We start from the raw sequence: 13,620 nt of genomic DNA, 5'->3' as shown, positions 1-13,620 counted from the left end.
GCCCGCCGTCGACGGGCGCTCTTCTGCGTGAAACGGGCGCTGCTGCTCGATCCTGCCCTGCGAGCTGCTGCTCGATCCTGCCCTGCGAGCTCCTGCTCGATCCTGCTCTGCGAGCTATTGCTCGATCCTGCCCGGCGAGCTACTGCTCGACGATCGTGATCTCGCGCATGACGGTCGCGTCGATCGCCGTGCGCACGCGCTCGAGCAGCGCATCGGGCACGCGCGAGTCGACCGTCAGCACGCTGAGCGCCTGGCCGCCGGCCGTGCGCCGGGCGATCTGCATGCCCGCGATGTTGATCGAGGCCTCGCCGAACTCTTTGCCGTAGATCGCCACGATGCCGGGCCGATCGGTGTAGATCATGACGATGAAGTGCTGCGCCATCGGCACCTCGACGTCGTAGCCGTTGATCTCGACGATCTTCTCGACCTGCTTCGCGCCGACGAGCGTGCCGCTCACCGAGAGCTGCGTGCCGTCGCTCAGCGAACCGCGGATCGTCAGCAGGTTGCGGTACTCCTCGCTCGTCGCCTCGGTGAGCAGCCGCACCGCGACGCCGCGCTGCTCGGCGAGCAGCGGCGCGTTGACGTAGCTCACCTGCTCGCTCGAGATGCGGCTGAAGATGCCCTTGAGCGCCGCGAGCTTGAGCACGTTGACGTCGTGCGCGACGATCTCGCCGCGCACCTCGACGTCGATGCTCGCGAACGAGGCGTCGGCGAGCGCCGCGAACACCTGCCCGAGCTTCTCCATGAGCGGGATGCCGGGGCGCACGCTCGGGTCGATCACGCCGCCCGCCACGTTGACGGCATCGGGCACGAGCTCACCGTCGAGCGCGAGGCGCACCGACTTCGCGACCGAGACGCCTGCCTTCTCTTGCGCCTCATCGGTCGAGGCGCCGAGGTGCGGCGTGAGCTGGATGGTGGGCAGCTCGAGCAGGGGCGAGCCGACGGGCGGCTCGTTCACGAACACGTCGAGGCCCGCGCCCGCGATGCGGCCGGTCGCGAGGGCATCGCGCAGGGCATCCTCGTCGATGATGCCGCCGCGGCTCGCGTTGACGATGCGCAAGCTCGGCTTCGCGAGCGCGAACTGCGCCGTGCTGATGAGGTTCGTCGTCTCGGGCGTCTTTGGAATGTGGATGGTGATGAAGTCGCTGCGCTGCATGAGCTCGTCGAGGCTCACGAGCGTCACGCCCAGCTGCTGCGCGCGCGCCGGCGGCACGTAGGGGTCGTAGGCGATGAGCTCGACACCGAACGCGGCGAGGCGCTGCGCGACGAGCACGCCGATGCGGCCGAGGCCGACGACGCCGACGGTCTTCTCGAACAGCTCGACACCCGTGTACTTCGAGCGCTTCCACTCCCCCGCCTTCATCGAGGCGTTCGCGTCGGGCACGTGGCGCGCGAGCGAGAGCAGGTGCGCGATCGCCAACTCGGCGGCGCTGATGACGTTGCTCGTGGGCGCGTTGACGACCATGACGCCCGCGCTCGTCGCGGCGGGCACGTCGACGTTGTCGAGACCCACGCCCGCGCGCGCGATGACCTTGAGCGAGGTCGCCGCGGCGATGGCCTCGGCATCCATCTGCGTCGCCGACCGGATGAGCACAGCGCTCGCCTCGGCCAGCGCCGCGAGCAGGGTCGGCCGGTTCGTGCCGTCGACCTGGCGGATCTCGAAGTCGGGGCCGAGGGCGTCGACGGTGGCGGGAGACAGTTCTTCGGCGATGAGCACGACCGGCTTGGGCACGGGGTGAGGTCCTTACGCGGAGGGGTACCGACAAGAGGTGCGGTGGTATGCGGTGGCCTACGCCAGTGGGGGCGACCGGTGCCTCCCAGGGTATCGCAGGGCACGCGGGCAGAATGGCGGCCATGACGATGGTGACGGATGCTGCGCTCGACGCCCTCGTGATCGGCAGCGTCGACCTGGCCCGCGTCATCACGGCCGTCGTGTTTGTCGCGATCGGCATCACCCACTTCGTTCCGCCCGTCGTGCGGGGCATGGCGGCGATGGTGCCCGCGGTGTTCCACGGCCGGCCGTTCTCGCCCGTCGTGTGGGTGTGGGTGACGGGCGTCGCCGAGATCGCCGGCGGCCTCGGGCTGCTGTGGGAGCCGACGCGCGCCGCGGCGGGCATCGCGCTCGCGGTGTTCCTCGTCGGCGTCTTCCCGGCCAACGCCTACGCGGCGCGGCACCGCGACCGATTCGGGGTCGTCGCCGTGCCCTTCTGGCCGCGCCTGGCGATGCAGGTGCTGCTCATCGCCCTCGTGCTGTGGGTGGGGCTGGGCTGAGGTCGGCTCCGGTCGGCGGGCTCAGAGCACGATCGAGCCCGCTGGGCGGGCTCAGAGCAGGATCGAACCCGTCGCGAGGGCGATGAGCGAGAGCCGCACGGTCGCCGTCGCGGCGAGGGCGACGATGAGCACGAGCGTGAAGCGCGTGAGCGGCTGCCGCCGGGCGACGACGACCGCCGCGCCGAAGAAGACCACCGGCAGCACTACGCCCGCCCATAGCGGCACCCAGGGCACGGCCGAGGCGTCGGCCCCGAGCTGCGCGAAGAGGGCCGGCAGGCCGATGAGCGAACTGACGCCGTCGAAGACGAACCACCCGGCGATGATCGACAGCAGCGCGGCCACGCCGACGTGCGCGCGGGTCACGCGAGCACCCCCAGCACGACGGGCCACGGCACGAGCACGAGCGTGCCGAGCGCGAGCCAGCCGATGCGATGCGCCGCCCGGCCGTCGCGCGTGAGCGCCACGACCGCGGCGAACCACAGCGCGCTCGCGATGATCGCGAGGAACTCGCTGAACTGGTACAGCACCTCGAGCAGCACGGTCGGGCCGCTCAGGGGTACGAGGCCGATGCCGATGATCCACCCCACCGACCAGGCCAGGTAGACGAGGGCGAAGAGCCCCGTGAGCAGCCGAAGCCCGAGGGCGGGGCCGCCGGGGGCGGGGGGCTCGGTGCCGGCATCCGGGGCCTCGTCGGTGAGGGATGCGGCGCCCGCCTCTGCGTCATCGCCCGCGACGGCGGGTGCGCGCGCCGCGATCGCGGCATCGGATTCGACATAGCTCGGGTCGTCGAGCTCGTCCCACCGCAGCGCGGCGTCGTCGTCGGGCGCGGGAGTGCGGGGCATGCTGCGAGCCTAGCGATCGACGCTCGGAGGCTGCTCGAGCGTGAACCGTCGCACGAACGCCGTCGCGGGATCGGCCTCGAGCGCCGCGAGCGTGCCGCGCTGGGTCGCGCGACCACTCTCGATCACGAGCACCTCGTCGGCGAGCGCCGCGACATCGGCGCGCGCGTGCGTCACGATCACGACGCCGATGCCCCGTTCGCGCACGCAGCGCGCGAGCTCTGCCCGCACCGAGTCGTGCACCGCGACGTCGAGCGCCGCGAGGGGCTCGTCGAGCAGCAGCAGCCGCGGCCCGGCCGCAAGGGCCCGCGCGAGCGCCACGCGTTGCGCTTCGCCGCTCGAGAGCGCGCCCGGGCGCAGGCCGGCGACCGCGCCGACCCCGAAGCGCTCGAGCCACGCACGCGCGTCGTGCTGCGCCTGCGCCCGCGGGGCGCCGTGCGCGCGCGGCCCGACGGCGACGTTCTCGAGCGCGGTCAGGTGGGGGAACAGCAGCGGGTCGGAGAACACCATGCCGACGCCGCGCTGCTCGGGCGGCACGGGGGGCGCGGGCGGAGCATCCACGACCCGCCCCTCGATCGCGAGGCTGCCCTCGGCGAGCGCGAGGGATCCGGCGATGGCGAGCAGCAGGCTCGACTTGCCCGCGCCGTTCGGACCGATGACCGCGAGCGTCTGCCCTGCGGGCACCGCGATGTCGACGTCGATCGCGAGCGACCCGCGCCGCACGCGCACGGCGCCCTCGATCGCCATCGGCCGCGCGCTCATCGTGTGACCCCCGGCACCCAGCGGTCGCGCAGCGCGACGAGAACGACGACCGACACGGCAATGAGCACGAGCGACAGCGCGATCGCGGCGTCGCGGTCGCCCTCGGCGAGCTGCGCGTAGATCGCCATCGGCAACGTCTGGGTGACGCCCGGGATGCTCGTGGCGAAGGTCACCGTCGCGCCGTACTCGCCCAGCGCGCGCGCGAAGCTCAGGGCGGCGCCCGCCGCGATGCCCGGCGCGATGAGCGGCAGCGTGACCCGTAGCAGGCGCCGGCCGGGGGTCAGCCCGAGCGTCGCGGCGACGAGGTCGACGCGGCGGTCGGCGCCCCGCAGGGCACCCTCGATCGCGAAGACGAGGAAGGGCATGGCCACGAAGGTCTGCGCGAGCACGACCGCGCCCGCGCTCGTCGGCGGCGCCGCGCCGAGCAGCGCGGCGATCGGCGCGGAGACGAGGCCGCCCTCCCCCAGCAGGGCGACGAGCGCCACGCCCCCGACGACGGGCGGGAGCACGACGGGAACGGTCACGAGCGAGCGGACGACGCGCAGTGCGAGGCCGGGCGGCTCGTCGGGGGCGCCCGCGAGCAGCAGCGCGAGCGGCACCCCGAGCAACACGCTCAGGCCCGTGGCCGCGGCGGCCGTGCCGAGCGAGATGCCGAGCGCGGTGAGCGCCGTCTCGCTCGAGAGCAGCTCGAGCAGCCGGCCCCACGGCGCCCGCACGACGATCGCGACGAGCGGCCCGACGAGCAGTGCGAGCCCGATCGCGCCGAGCACCACGACGGCGAGCGGCGGGCGCGCGCGATGGGGTGCTCGCGTCATCGGGGCATCCTCTCGCTCGTGCCTGCGACAATCACACCATGCTCGACCCCGCGCGCTACGCCCGCCAGCTCGCCCTGCCCGGCTTCGGGCCGGCCGAGCTCGCGGCGCTCGGCAGCGCGCGCGTGCTCGTGATCGGCGCGGGCGGGCTCGGCAGCGTCGTGCTGCCCCAGCTCGTGGGCTCGGGCGTCGGCGCGGGGCCCGGCGGATGCATCGGCATTGTCGACGACGACGTCGTCGAGCGCAGCAACCTGCACCGGCAGACCCTGCACGGCGAGGGCGACCTCGGGCGTCGGAAGGTCGACTCGGCCGCCGAGCGCCTGGCCGCGCTCAACGCCGGTACGACGATCGTGCGGCATCCCGAACGGTTCTCGCGCGAGACCGCGCTCGCCCTGCTCGACGGCTACGACCTGCTCGTCGACGGCAGCGACGGCTTCGCGACGCGCTACCTCGCCGCCGACGCCGCCGTGCTCGCGGGGGTGCCGCTCGTGTGGGGCGCCGTGCTGCAGTACGACGGGCAGGTGGGCGTGAGCCCGGTCGGCGGGCCCGGCTACCGCGACCTCTTCCCCGTCGCCCCCGACCCCGCGAGCGTGCTCGACTGCGCAACCGGGGGTGTGCTTCCGTCGGTGTGCGGCGTCATCGGCTCGATCATGGCCGCGCAGGTCGTGACGCTGCTCACGGGCATCGGCGAGAGCCTCATCGGCCGCGTGACGACGTACGATGCGCGATCGGGGCGGTTCCGCGAACTCGCGTACCGGCACGACCCGAGCGCTGTGCCCGTCACCGCGCTGGCCGACGAGGCGGCGAACGGCGGTGCCGAGGGCGCGGCCCCCGACCACGGGGTGGCCGAGCGCACGGTCGACGGCGACGAGCTGACCGCGCCGCAGCTCGCTGCGATGCTCGCCGTGCCCGCGCCTCCCCTGCTGCTCGACGTGCGCGAGCCCTGGGAGCACGAGCTCGCCGCCATCGCGGGCTCGCAGCTGCTGCCGCTCGGCCGGCTCGCCGACGGCATCGGCGCCCTGCCGCGCGATCGCCGCATTGTCGCCTACTGCCACCACGGCATCCGGTCGCGGCACGCCCTCGACGCGCTGCAGGCGGCGGGGCTCGACGCGCAGCACCTCATCGGCGGCATCGACGCCTGGTCGGTGCAGGTCGACCCGGGCATCGCACGGTACTGAGCCGTGAGCATCCCGCAGTCGATCACGATCGAGCACTTGCTCGCCTCGCCCAGCCACCGCTACGAGGGGCGACCGAGCGACGGCGCCGCGCCCGCGACGGCCGTCGAGCTGCACGATCGCATCGCGCTGCGCGCGGGCCTCGGCATCGTCGGCGACCGCTACTTCGGGCACGCCGCGCACCGCGACGCGGCCGTCACGATCATGGCCGCCGAGGCGCTCGAGCACGTCGCCGAAGCGCTGCAGCTCGACGACGTGCCCGACTTCGCGGCGACGCGCCGCAACATCCAGGTGCGCGGTCTCGACATCGACGCGATGCGCGGCGCGACCTTCAGCATCGACAGCGGCGAGGGAGCCGTGCTGTTTCGCGCGATGCGCCCCGCGAACCCCTGCGGGTGGATGGATGCCGAGCTCGCGCCCGGCGCCCACCGCGCGCTGCTGCGCCGGGGCGGCATGCGCTGCGCGGTGCTGAGCGACGGCGTGCTGCGGCTCGGCGCCGCGGTCGTCACGGTGCACTGACCGCTGCGCCGCCGTGATCGCGACGCTGCACTGACCGTCGCTGCGTCTCGCTCGACGAGCGCTCAGGCGTCGACCTGCACGACGATGCCGTGATAGCCCTCGGCACCGTCGGGGGCGACCGGCACGTAGGGCTCGGTCTGCGTGCGCCCGGCGAGGTCGGTCGCCCGCACCTCGATGACGTGCGTGCCGGGCTCGGCAGGCCACTCGAGCACCCACTGGCGCCAGGTGTCGACCGAGATCGCCTCGGCAAGACGGGCCTGCTGCCAGGCGCCGCCGTCGATGCGCACCTCGACACGTTCGATGCCGGTGTGCTGCGCCCAGGCAATGCCCGCGATCGCCGTCGTGCCCGCGGCCAGTCGCGTACGATCGCGCGGCACGTCGATGCGCGAGTGGGTCTTGACCGGGCCGAGGGCCGACCAGCCGCGCGGCGTCCAGTAGCCGATGTCGCGATCGAAGCGGGTGACCTTCAGCTCGACGACCCACTTCGTGGCCGAGACATAGCCGTAGAGGCCCGGCACGACAAGGCGGGCGGGAAACCCGTGCTCGAGCGGCAGCAGCTCGCCGTTCATGCCGATCGCGAGCAGGGCATCCCGACCCGGATCCTGCAGCACGTCGAGCGGGGTACCGGCGGTCCAGCCGTCTTGGCTGCGCGAGAGCACCATGTCGGCCTCGGGCAGCGGGCGGGCGCGCGCCAGGATGTCGCGGATCGGGTAGCCGAGCCAAAGGGCGTTGCCCGTGAGGTCGCCGCCGACCTCGTTCGAGACGCACATGAGCGTCACGTACGACTCCTGCAGCGGCAGGGCGGCGAGCTCGTCCCAGCCGATCTCGACCTCTTGCTCGACGAGGCCCGTCACCCGCAGGGTCCACTGCGCGGCGTCGATGCGCGGCACCTGCAGCGCCGTATCGATGCGGTAGAAGTCGCGGTTGGGCGTGACGAGCGGGGTGATGCCGGGCACGTCGAGCTCGGCACCGAGCGGCGGAGCGGCGGCCCGGGTGGTCGCCGCGGGCAGCCGCAGCGCCTCGCGCACGGTCTCGGCCACCGAGCTCGCGGCGTTCGCCGCACGCGCCGCGATCCCCACGACGACCGCCCCCGCCGCGGTCGCGGCGAGACCGGTGAGGAACGACCGTCGGGCGACACCCGCCGACCGCACGGCCGCCGTGCTGGTACCGCGCGCCGAGCTCCAGCGGGCCAGACGCCCCATGAGCAGGCGCAGCACGACGATGCCCGCCACGACCCCGAGCAGGGTCGGCACCGCCCACAGCGGCGTGGCTTCGGCACGGGTCAGCACGGCGACGAGCGCGACGACGCCGAGGAGGCCGAGCAGCACGGCGCCCCACGGCCGGCGCCGGTGCTCGAGCACCCCGGCGACGACCGCGAGCACGGCGACAAGCAGGCCCACCATGACGAGCAGCACGATCTTGTCGGCCTCGCCGAACAGCGCGATCGTGAGGTCTTTGAGCCACGGCGGCGCGAGGTCGATGACGAGCGATCCGACGGCGAGCACCGAGCTGCTGGCGGGGGCGACGAGCAGGGCGACGACCTCGGTCACCGCGATGACGACGGCGGCCGCCCCGAGGCCCACGGCCGCGGCCCAGAGCGTGGCGCGGCGCAGAGACATGCCGTCAGCGTAAGCCGCCGCGCCCCCGGGCGGCCTGGGCGATACCTTTCAGAAGTCTTACGGCCGCGCCCGATGCCTCACCGCGGCGAGCACGCGTGGGAGACGATGGTGGCACCGCACGGGCCGACGCACAGAGAGGGAGGCCGCATGACCACGACACCCGCCGATCACCGCGCGAGCGTCGACGAGCACCACGCCCGCGTAGCCGCACTGCTCGCCGGCCTGCGGTCGACCGCGACGGAGACGGTCGCGCTCGACGCGGCCCTCGGCCGGCGGCTCAGCGATCCCGTGCACTCCGCCGTCGCCCTCCCGCCGTTCCGCAACGCGCAGATGGACGGCATCGCCGTGCGCGCGACCGACCTCACCGGGGGCCGGGGGCTGCCGGTCGTCGGCACGATCCCTGCTGCTCCCGGCGCCGTCGCGCCCCTCGCCCCCGGCACGGCCGTGCGCATCATGACGGGGGCCCCCGTTCCCGAGGGGGCCGACGCCGTCGTGCCGATCGAGCGGGTCGTCATGACGGCGACGGATGCCGGTGAGACCGCCGCCGTCGCCGCCGCCATGCAGGCGGGCGCCTTCATCCGCGAGGCCGGAGGAGACCTGCCCGCGGGCGGCGAGGTGCTCGCCGCGGGCACGGTGCTGGCCTCGCGGCACCTCGCCGCGCTCGCCGCTGCCGGGCACGATCGTGTGCGGGTGGCGCGGCGCATCCGGATCGCCGTCATCAGCACGGGAGCCGAGCTCGCCCCACCGGGTGCGACGCTCGCGCCCGGGCAGATCTTCGACGCCAACGGGCCCGCGCTCGCGGCTGCCGCCCGGGCCGCGGGCTGCGCGGTCATGCTGCAGGAGCGCACGAACGACGACCCGGACGAGTTCGCGCGCGTGCTCGCGCAGGCCGCGGCGTCGGCCGACATCGTCGTGACGGCGGGCGGCATCTCGCAGGGGGCGTTCGAGGTCGTGCGCGAGGTGCTCGAACCGCACGGGGCCTGGGTGGGCTCGCTCGCGCTGCAGCCCGGCGGCCCGCAGGCGACGGCCCGCGTCGCGGGCGTTCCCGTGCTGTGCTTTCCCGGCAACCCGGTGAGCGCCCAGCTGTCGTTCGAGCTCTTCCTCGCCCCCGCGCTGCGCGAGCTCGCGGGGCTGCCCGCGCGCACCACCGAGTCGCGCCGGCTCACCGTCGACCTCGACTCGGTCGCCGACCGCGTGCAGCTCGTGCGCGCCCGCGCCGACGACCGGGGCGGCATCACGCCCGTCGCAGGCCCCGGCTCGCACCTCGTCGTCGCCATGGCGCACGCCGACCGGGTCATCGTCGTGCCGGCCGAGGCCACTCATCTGCCCGCGGGCAGCGAGGTGACAGCATGGGTGCTGTGAGCGACGACAGCACCCTGAGCCACCTCGACGCCGATGGGCGCGCCCGCATGGTCGACGTGAGCGGCAAGTCCCCCTCGGTGCGGCGTGCCGTCGCGAGCGGCCGCTACCGCACGCGCGCCGACGTCATCGCACTGCTGCGCGACGACGCCCTGCCGAAGGCCGACGTGCTGACGACCGCGCGGCTCGCCGGAATCGGCGGCGCCAAGCGCACGAGCGAGCTCATCCCGCTGTGCCACCCGCTGCCGCTGGATGCCGTGACCGTCGACCTCGAGCTCGACATCGACAGCGTCGTCATCACGGCCACCGCGACGACGACGGGTCGCACGGGCGTCGAGATGGAGGCGCTCACGGCCGTCGCCGTCGCCGGCCTCACCCTGCACGACATGGTCAAGGCGGTCGACCCGGCCGGGGTGCTCGGCGAGATCCGGCTGATCGAGAAGACGGGCGGCGTGCGCGGCCCGTGGTCGCGCGACGTCGCGGCGAGGCCCGCAGCAGCACGGGCGAATGCTGGGGCCAAGCTGGCGCAGAGCGCCCCCGAGCACCCGGCCGTGCGCCCGCGCACGGCCATCGTGCTCGTGGCGTCGACACGGGCGGCGAGCGGCGAGCGGCCGGATGAGACGGGCCCCGTCATCGCCGCGTGGCTCGGCGAGCACGGCATCGCCGTCGACGAGGTCGTCGTGGCACCGGATGCCGGTGTCGCCGAGGCCCTGCAGGCGGCGCTCGCGAGCGCGCCCGCCGTCATCCTCACGACCGGAGGCACGGGGCCGAGCCCGAGCGACCGCACCCCCGACGCCGTCGCCGCCGAGATCGACGTCGAGCTGCCGGGCATCGCCGAGGCGATCCGCGCACGCGGGCGCGAGGCGGTGCCGACCGCGGCGCTCAGCCGGGGAGTCGCCGGCATCGCGCGCGGCACCGTGATCGTGACCCTGCCGGGCTCGCGCGGCGGGGTGCGCGACGGCCTCGCCGTGCTCGACGAGCTGCTGCCGCACCTGCTCGAACAGCTCGCGGGCGGCGATCATGACGCGTGAGGCGACGGCTCCCACGGCCCTCGTCACGGCGGCGCCCCTCGACGCCGCGGCCATCGAGGCCGCGGTCGCGACGCGGGCCGACGGCGCCCTCGTGACCTTCCGCGGCATCGTGCGCGACCACGACCACGGGCAGGCCGTCACGGGGCTCGACTACCTCGCGCACCCCGACGCCGAAGACTTCCTCCGGGCATCCTGCGAGCGCGTCGCCGCCGAGACGGGGCTGCGCGTCGCCGCGGCGCACCGCACCGGCCCCCTCGAGATCGGCGACCTCGCGCTCGTCGCCGCCGTCGCCGCGCCGCATCGCGCGGCGGCCTTCGCCGCGATCGACAGGCTCGTCGACGACATCAAGAGCACGGTGCCGATCTGGAAGCGGCAGCACGTCGCGGGTGGCACGACCGAGTGGGTCGGCCTGTAGCGTTCCCGGTCGCGCGCTGGGGTCACCCCCCGGCGAAGGGCGGCAGCACGTCGACGAGGCCGTCGACCGCCATCGCGTCGTCGCGACTGACGACGCCGTCGACGAGGAACGAGCCGTTCGCGAGCACGCGCGCCATCGGCTCGCCGTACTGCGCGATGAGTCGCGCGCGCACCGCGCCGACCGTGGCGAGGGATGCGGCCTGCGCCGCGGCGAACACCTCCTCCTCCCGCCCGGCGGCCTCGGCCGCCGCCGCGAAGTAGCGCACCCGCAGTTCAGCCACCGATCGCCCCCATCGTGCGCGCGGGCCGTCGGAAGGTGTCGAGCGACATGCCATGGCCCGACTGCTTGGTCCACATGGCCGCGCGCCAGCGATCGGCGAGCTCCTCGTCAGAGGCGCCCGAGCGCAGCATCCCGCGCAGATCGGTCTCGTCGTCGCCGAACAGGCACGAGCGCACGGTGCCCTCGGCCGTCAGGCGCGTGCGGTCGCAGGCCTCGCAGAACGAGCGCGTGACCGAGGCGATGATGCCGATCGCGTGCGGTCCGCCGTCGACGAGCCAGGTCTCGGCGGGAGCGTGCGGGTCGTCGCGGTGCGGGTGGCTGAGCGCGAACCGCGGCGCGAGCGCCGCGACGAGCTCGGCCGCCTCGACCATGTTGTCGCGCACCCACGCCTCGTCGGCGTCGAGCGGCATCTGCTCGATGAACCGCAGCTCGACCCCGTGCTCGATCGCCCACGCGACGAGGTCGCCCGCGCCGTCGAGCGTGTCGCGCATGAGCACGGCGTTGATCTTGAGCGGGGCGATGCCCGCCCGTCGCGCGGCCTCGATGCCGCGCAGCACGGCCGGCAGGCGGTCGCGCCGGGTGAGACGCGCGAAGTGGTCGCGGTCGACCGTGTCGAGCGAGATGTTGAGGCGCGTGAGCCCCGCGGCGAGCAGCGCCTCGATGCGCTTCTCGAGCCCGATGCCGTTGGTGGTAAGGGCCAGGGATGCCCCTGCCGCCACCCGCGCGCTGCGCTCGACGATCTCGACGAGGTCGGGGCGCAGCAGCGGCTCGCCCCCCGTGAAGCGGATGTCGTGCACCCCGAGGTCGCGCACCCCGATCTGCACGAGCCGCGCGATCTCGTGCGCCGTCAGCAGCTCGTCGCGCGGCACGACGGGCAGCCCCTCGGCGGGCATGCAGTAGGTGCACCGCAGCGAGCAGGCGCTCGTGAGCGAGATGCGCAGGTCGCGGGCGACGCGGCCGAAGCGGTCGACGAGCTCACGCGTGTCGGGGCGCCCGGTGGTGTCGGGGGCCGCGCGGCGCGCGACGGGCATCCCGAGACCGATCGTCGTCATGGGGGCCACTGTAGAGGGCGTCGCCGCAGGCCGACTGCGAACGGCCCCGGGGCGCCGCCTCAGACGCGCGGCGCTGCGTGGTGCGCGCCGCGGCCGAGCGCATCGGACTGCTCGCCCTCGAGCGGGTCGGCGTCGGGGGTGACGAGCGCGAGACCGGTCATCCGCAGCGTCTTGTCGTACTGCAGCGTCAGGGGCACCGCGAACTCGTCGTCGGCCACGCCGTAGCGGCCCTCGGCGCCGAGGGCGACGATGTTCCACGGCCGGCCGTTCGCCGGGCGGCTCTCGACCCCGCTCTCGAGCACGAACTGCGGGTAGTCGTAGGCGGCCGAGACGGTCGCGTCGAGGCGCGGCGAGTAGGTGTCGACGAGCAGCTGACCCGCAGCAAGATCCCACTGCAGCAGACGCAAGAAGCCCGTGGCGCGCTCGCCCGAGTCGGTGCGGAACTCCTGGTAGTCGGCGAGCAGTTCGACGACATCGTGCCCCTCGATGCCGCCCGCATCGGGCGTGACGATCGCGCCGAGGCCGTGATAGTGCCCCGCGAGCACGGCGACGACGTTGCGGTTCGGCTCGACGACGCGCTGCCACAGCTCGTCGGCACGGCTCAGCCACCGATTGTCGGTCGCCCGTCGCGCCGGATCCCAGCGCGTGAGCGGCGTGAGGTGCTCGTGCGTCGCGATCACCACATTGTGGTCGGGATGCCGCCGCACCACGCCCTCGGCCCACACGAGCTCGCGCTCGCCGTAGCCGTAGCCGATCGAGAGCACGAGCACGGGCGCGGGGCCCGCCTGCACGATCGTGTAGCTCGAGGTCGCATCGCCCGGCGCGATGGGCGCGACGAAACCGGGCGCGTCGGCGTACCGGTCGGGCCCGAAGTACTCGGCGTAGAGCGCGGTGTCGATGCCGCGCTTGGTGTCGTGGTTGCCGGGCAGCACGGTCGTGACGAGCCCGGCATCCTCGAGCACCTTCTGGGCGGCGGATGCGCGCGCGAACTCGATTCGCGCCCGAGCCTCCGACTGGTCGGGGTCGACCCAGCTCTGCACGAGGTCGCCCGTGTGCACGACAGCCGCGAGCTCGCGCTGCTGCCCGAGCTCGACGATCCACCGCGTCATGCGCTCGTACTCCTCGGGATACCCCTCGCTCAGGTACTGGGTGTCGGTGAGGTGCACGATCGACGCGTCGACGTCGTCGACCCGCTCGAACGCCGCATTGGGCTCGAGGTCGGCCGCGACGCGCGGGGCCGGCAGCACCTGCACGAGCAGCGCCTCGGTCGCGGCGGTCTCGCCGCCCACCGTCGCCGAGCCGCGCGCATCGGCGACGCTCTCGCCGATCACGCGCCACCGCGCGGCCGCGTCGTCCCACGCCGAGAGCACGACGCGGTGGCGGGGGCTCACCGCGCCCGACCACGTGACGGTGCCGGCGGCGGGGGCGTCGAGCTCGAGGCGCAGCGCCGGGTGGTCGTAGCCGCTCGCGGCCGCCGCGAGCGTGCC

Annotated in this window: 14 protein-coding genes and 1 pseudogene; 6 read left to right on the top strand and 9 right to left on the bottom strand. The window is 74.3% G+C overall.

Features of this window, described 5'->3' with window-relative positions; translation table 11 throughout:
- Window positions 1-139 precede the first annotated feature (139 nt).
- Window positions 140-1,732, bottom strand: a complete 1,593-nt coding sequence (gene serA, locus ACK4HH_RS12825) for a phosphoglycerate dehydrogenase (RefSeq protein ID WP_409652636.1) — start codon at window positions 1,730-1,732, stop codon at window positions 140-142.
- A gap of 122 nt (window positions 1,733-1,854) precedes the next feature.
- Here serA and ACK4HH_RS12820 point away from each other — a divergent pair, with 122 nt between their 5' ends.
- Window positions 1,855-2,271: a hypothetical protein gene (locus ACK4HH_RS12820; RefSeq protein ID WP_409652633.1), complete on the top strand. Its 417-nt coding sequence runs from the start codon at window positions 1,855-1,857 to the stop codon at window positions 2,269-2,271.
- A 51-nt stretch (window positions 2,272-2,322) separates the two neighbouring features.
- On the opposite strand, the gene ACK4HH_RS12815 is transcribed toward ACK4HH_RS12820, so the two are convergent.
- Genes ACK4HH_RS12815 through ACK4HH_RS12800 form a run of 4 tightly spaced genes read right to left on the bottom strand, consistent with a single transcriptional unit; the run spans window position 2,323 to window position 4,687 of the window.
- Window positions 2,323-2,634 (bottom strand): hypothetical protein, encoded by a 312-nt coding sequence (locus tag ACK4HH_RS12815; protein WP_409652631.1) that lies wholly within the window; start codon window positions 2,632-2,634, stop codon window positions 2,323-2,325.
- Window positions 2,631-3,113, bottom strand: coding sequence for a hypothetical protein (locus ACK4HH_RS12810; protein WP_409652628.1), 483 nt, complete (start codon window positions 3,111-3,113; stop codon window positions 2,631-2,633). The genes ACK4HH_RS12815 and ACK4HH_RS12810 overlap by 4 nt, the downstream gene beginning before the upstream one ends.
- A 9-nt stretch (window positions 3,114-3,122) precedes the next feature.
- Entirely contained in the window at window positions 3,123-3,872 is a 750-nt protein-coding gene (locus ACK4HH_RS12805) for an ATP-binding cassette domain-containing protein (protein ID WP_409652625.1), read from the bottom strand.
- A complete protein-coding gene (locus ACK4HH_RS12800) occupies window positions 3,869-4,687 on the bottom strand; it encodes an ABC transporter permease subunit (protein ID WP_409652622.1) in 819 nt (272 codons plus the stop codon). The genes ACK4HH_RS12805 and ACK4HH_RS12800 overlap by 4 nt, the downstream gene beginning before the upstream one ends.
- 38 nt (window positions 4,688-4,725) lie before the next feature.
- Here ACK4HH_RS12800 and ACK4HH_RS12795 point away from each other — a divergent pair, with 38 nt between their 5' ends.
- Together ACK4HH_RS12795 and ACK4HH_RS12790 are read left to right on the top strand one after the other, a co-directional pair.
- A complete protein-coding gene (locus ACK4HH_RS12795) occupies window positions 4,726-5,862 on the top strand; it encodes a ThiF family adenylyltransferase (RefSeq protein WP_409652619.1) in 1,137 nt (378 codons plus the stop codon).
- A 3-nt stretch (window positions 5,863-5,865) separates the two neighbouring features.
- Window positions 5,866-6,378: an MOSC domain-containing protein gene (locus ACK4HH_RS12790; protein ID WP_409652617.1), complete on the top strand. Its 513-nt coding sequence runs from the start codon at window positions 5,866-5,868 to the stop codon at window positions 6,376-6,378.
- Between the two features lie 62 nt (window positions 6,379-6,440).
- Here the strand turns inward: ACK4HH_RS12790 and ACK4HH_RS12785 are convergent, their stop codons facing one another.
- Complete coding sequence (locus tag ACK4HH_RS12785; protein WP_409652614.1) at window positions 6,441-7,997, bottom strand: molybdopterin-dependent oxidoreductase; 1,557 nt, start codon at window positions 7,995-7,997, stop codon at window positions 6,441-6,443.
- 147 nt (window positions 7,998-8,144) lie between these two features.
- On the opposite strand from ACK4HH_RS12785, the gene glp reads away from it, so the two are divergent.
- From glp to ACK4HH_RS12770, 3 genes are read left to right on the top strand one after another with little or no spacing between them, the layout of a single operon-like run.
- Window positions 8,145-9,359 carry a gephyrin-like molybdotransferase Glp gene (gene glp / locus ACK4HH_RS12780; RefSeq protein WP_409652611.1) on the top strand — a complete coding sequence of 405 codons (1,215 nt, stop codon included), beginning with the start codon at window positions 8,145-8,147 and terminating at the stop codon, window positions 9,357-9,359.
- The gene (gene moaCB, locus ACK4HH_RS12775; RefSeq protein WP_409652608.1) at window positions 9,356-10,387 is read left to right on the top strand and encodes a bifunctional molybdenum cofactor biosynthesis protein MoaC/MoaB; all 1,032 of its coding nucleotides are present in this window, start codon (window positions 9,356-9,358) and stop codon (window positions 10,385-10,387) included. The genes glp and moaCB overlap by 4 nt, the downstream gene beginning before the upstream one ends.
- Window positions 10,377-10,802 carry a molybdenum cofactor biosynthesis protein MoaE gene (locus ACK4HH_RS12770; protein ID WP_409652605.1) on the top strand — a complete coding sequence of 142 codons (426 nt, stop codon included), beginning with the start codon at window positions 10,377-10,379 and terminating at the stop codon, window positions 10,800-10,802. Before moaCB ends, ACK4HH_RS12770 begins: the two co-directional genes overlap by 11 nt.
- Before the next feature lie 22 nt (window positions 10,803-10,824).
- Here ACK4HH_RS12770 and ACK4HH_RS12765 read toward each other — a convergent pair whose 3' ends face one another.
- From ACK4HH_RS12765 to ACK4HH_RS12755, 3 genes and pseudogenes are all read right to left on the bottom strand, one after another.
- Window positions 10,825-11,082 (bottom strand): MoaD/ThiS family protein, encoded by a 258-nt coding sequence (locus ACK4HH_RS12765; protein WP_409652603.1) that lies wholly within the window; start codon window positions 11,080-11,082, stop codon window positions 10,825-10,827.
- Window positions 11,075-12,133, bottom strand: a complete 1,059-nt coding sequence (gene moaA / locus ACK4HH_RS12760; RefSeq protein WP_409652639.1) for a GTP 3',8-cyclase MoaA — start codon at window positions 12,131-12,133, stop codon at window positions 11,075-11,077. Before moaA ends, ACK4HH_RS12765 begins: the two co-directional genes overlap by 8 nt.
- 536 nt (window positions 12,134-12,669) lie before the next feature.
- Window positions 12,670-13,299: pseudogene (locus tag ACK4HH_RS12755) on the bottom strand (metallophosphoesterase); the annotation flags it as partial.
- Window positions 13,300-13,620 lie beyond the last annotated feature (321 nt).

Source organism: Microcella sp. (assembly GCF_046296455.1).
Classification (GTDB): Bacteria; Actinomycetota; Actinomycetes; order Actinomycetales; family Microbacteriaceae; genus Microcella.
Note: the sequence above shows the minus strand (reverse complement) of the source record. Positions and strands in the feature narration are given on the sequence as shown.

Coding starts and splice junctions, on each gene's coding strand:
- ACK4HH_RS12820 (WP_409652633.1), top strand. CDS start 1,855: ATGACGATGGTGACGGATGCTGCGCTCGACGCCCTCGTGATCGGCAGC.
- ACK4HH_RS12810 (WP_409652628.1), bottom strand. CDS start 3,113: ATGCCCCGCACTCCCGCGCCCGACGACGACGCCGCGCTGCGGTGGGAC.
- ACK4HH_RS12805 (WP_409652625.1), bottom strand. CDS start 3,872: ATGAGCGCGCGGCCGATGGCGATCGAGGGCGCCGTGCGCGTGCGGCGC.
- ACK4HH_RS12800 (WP_409652622.1), bottom strand. CDS start 4,687: ATGACGCGAGCACCCCATCGCGCGCGCCCGCCGCTCGCCGTCGTGGTG.
- ACK4HH_RS12795 (WP_409652619.1), top strand. CDS start 4,726: ATGCTCGACCCCGCGCGCTACGCCCGCCAGCTCGCCCTGCCCGGCTTC.
- ACK4HH_RS12785 (WP_409652614.1), bottom strand. CDS start 7,997: ATGTCTCTGCGCCGCGCCACGCTCTGGGCCGCGGCCGTGGGCCTCGGG.
- glp (WP_409652611.1), top strand. CDS start 8,145: ATGACCACGACACCCGCCGATCACCGCGCGAGCGTCGACGAGCACCAC.
- ACK4HH_RS12770 (WP_409652605.1), top strand. CDS start 10,377: ATGACGCGTGAGGCGACGGCTCCCACGGCCCTCGTCACGGCGGCGCCC.
- moaA (WP_409652639.1), bottom strand. CDS start 12,133: ATGACGACGATCGGTCTCGGGATGCCCGTCGCGCGCCGCGCGGCCCCC.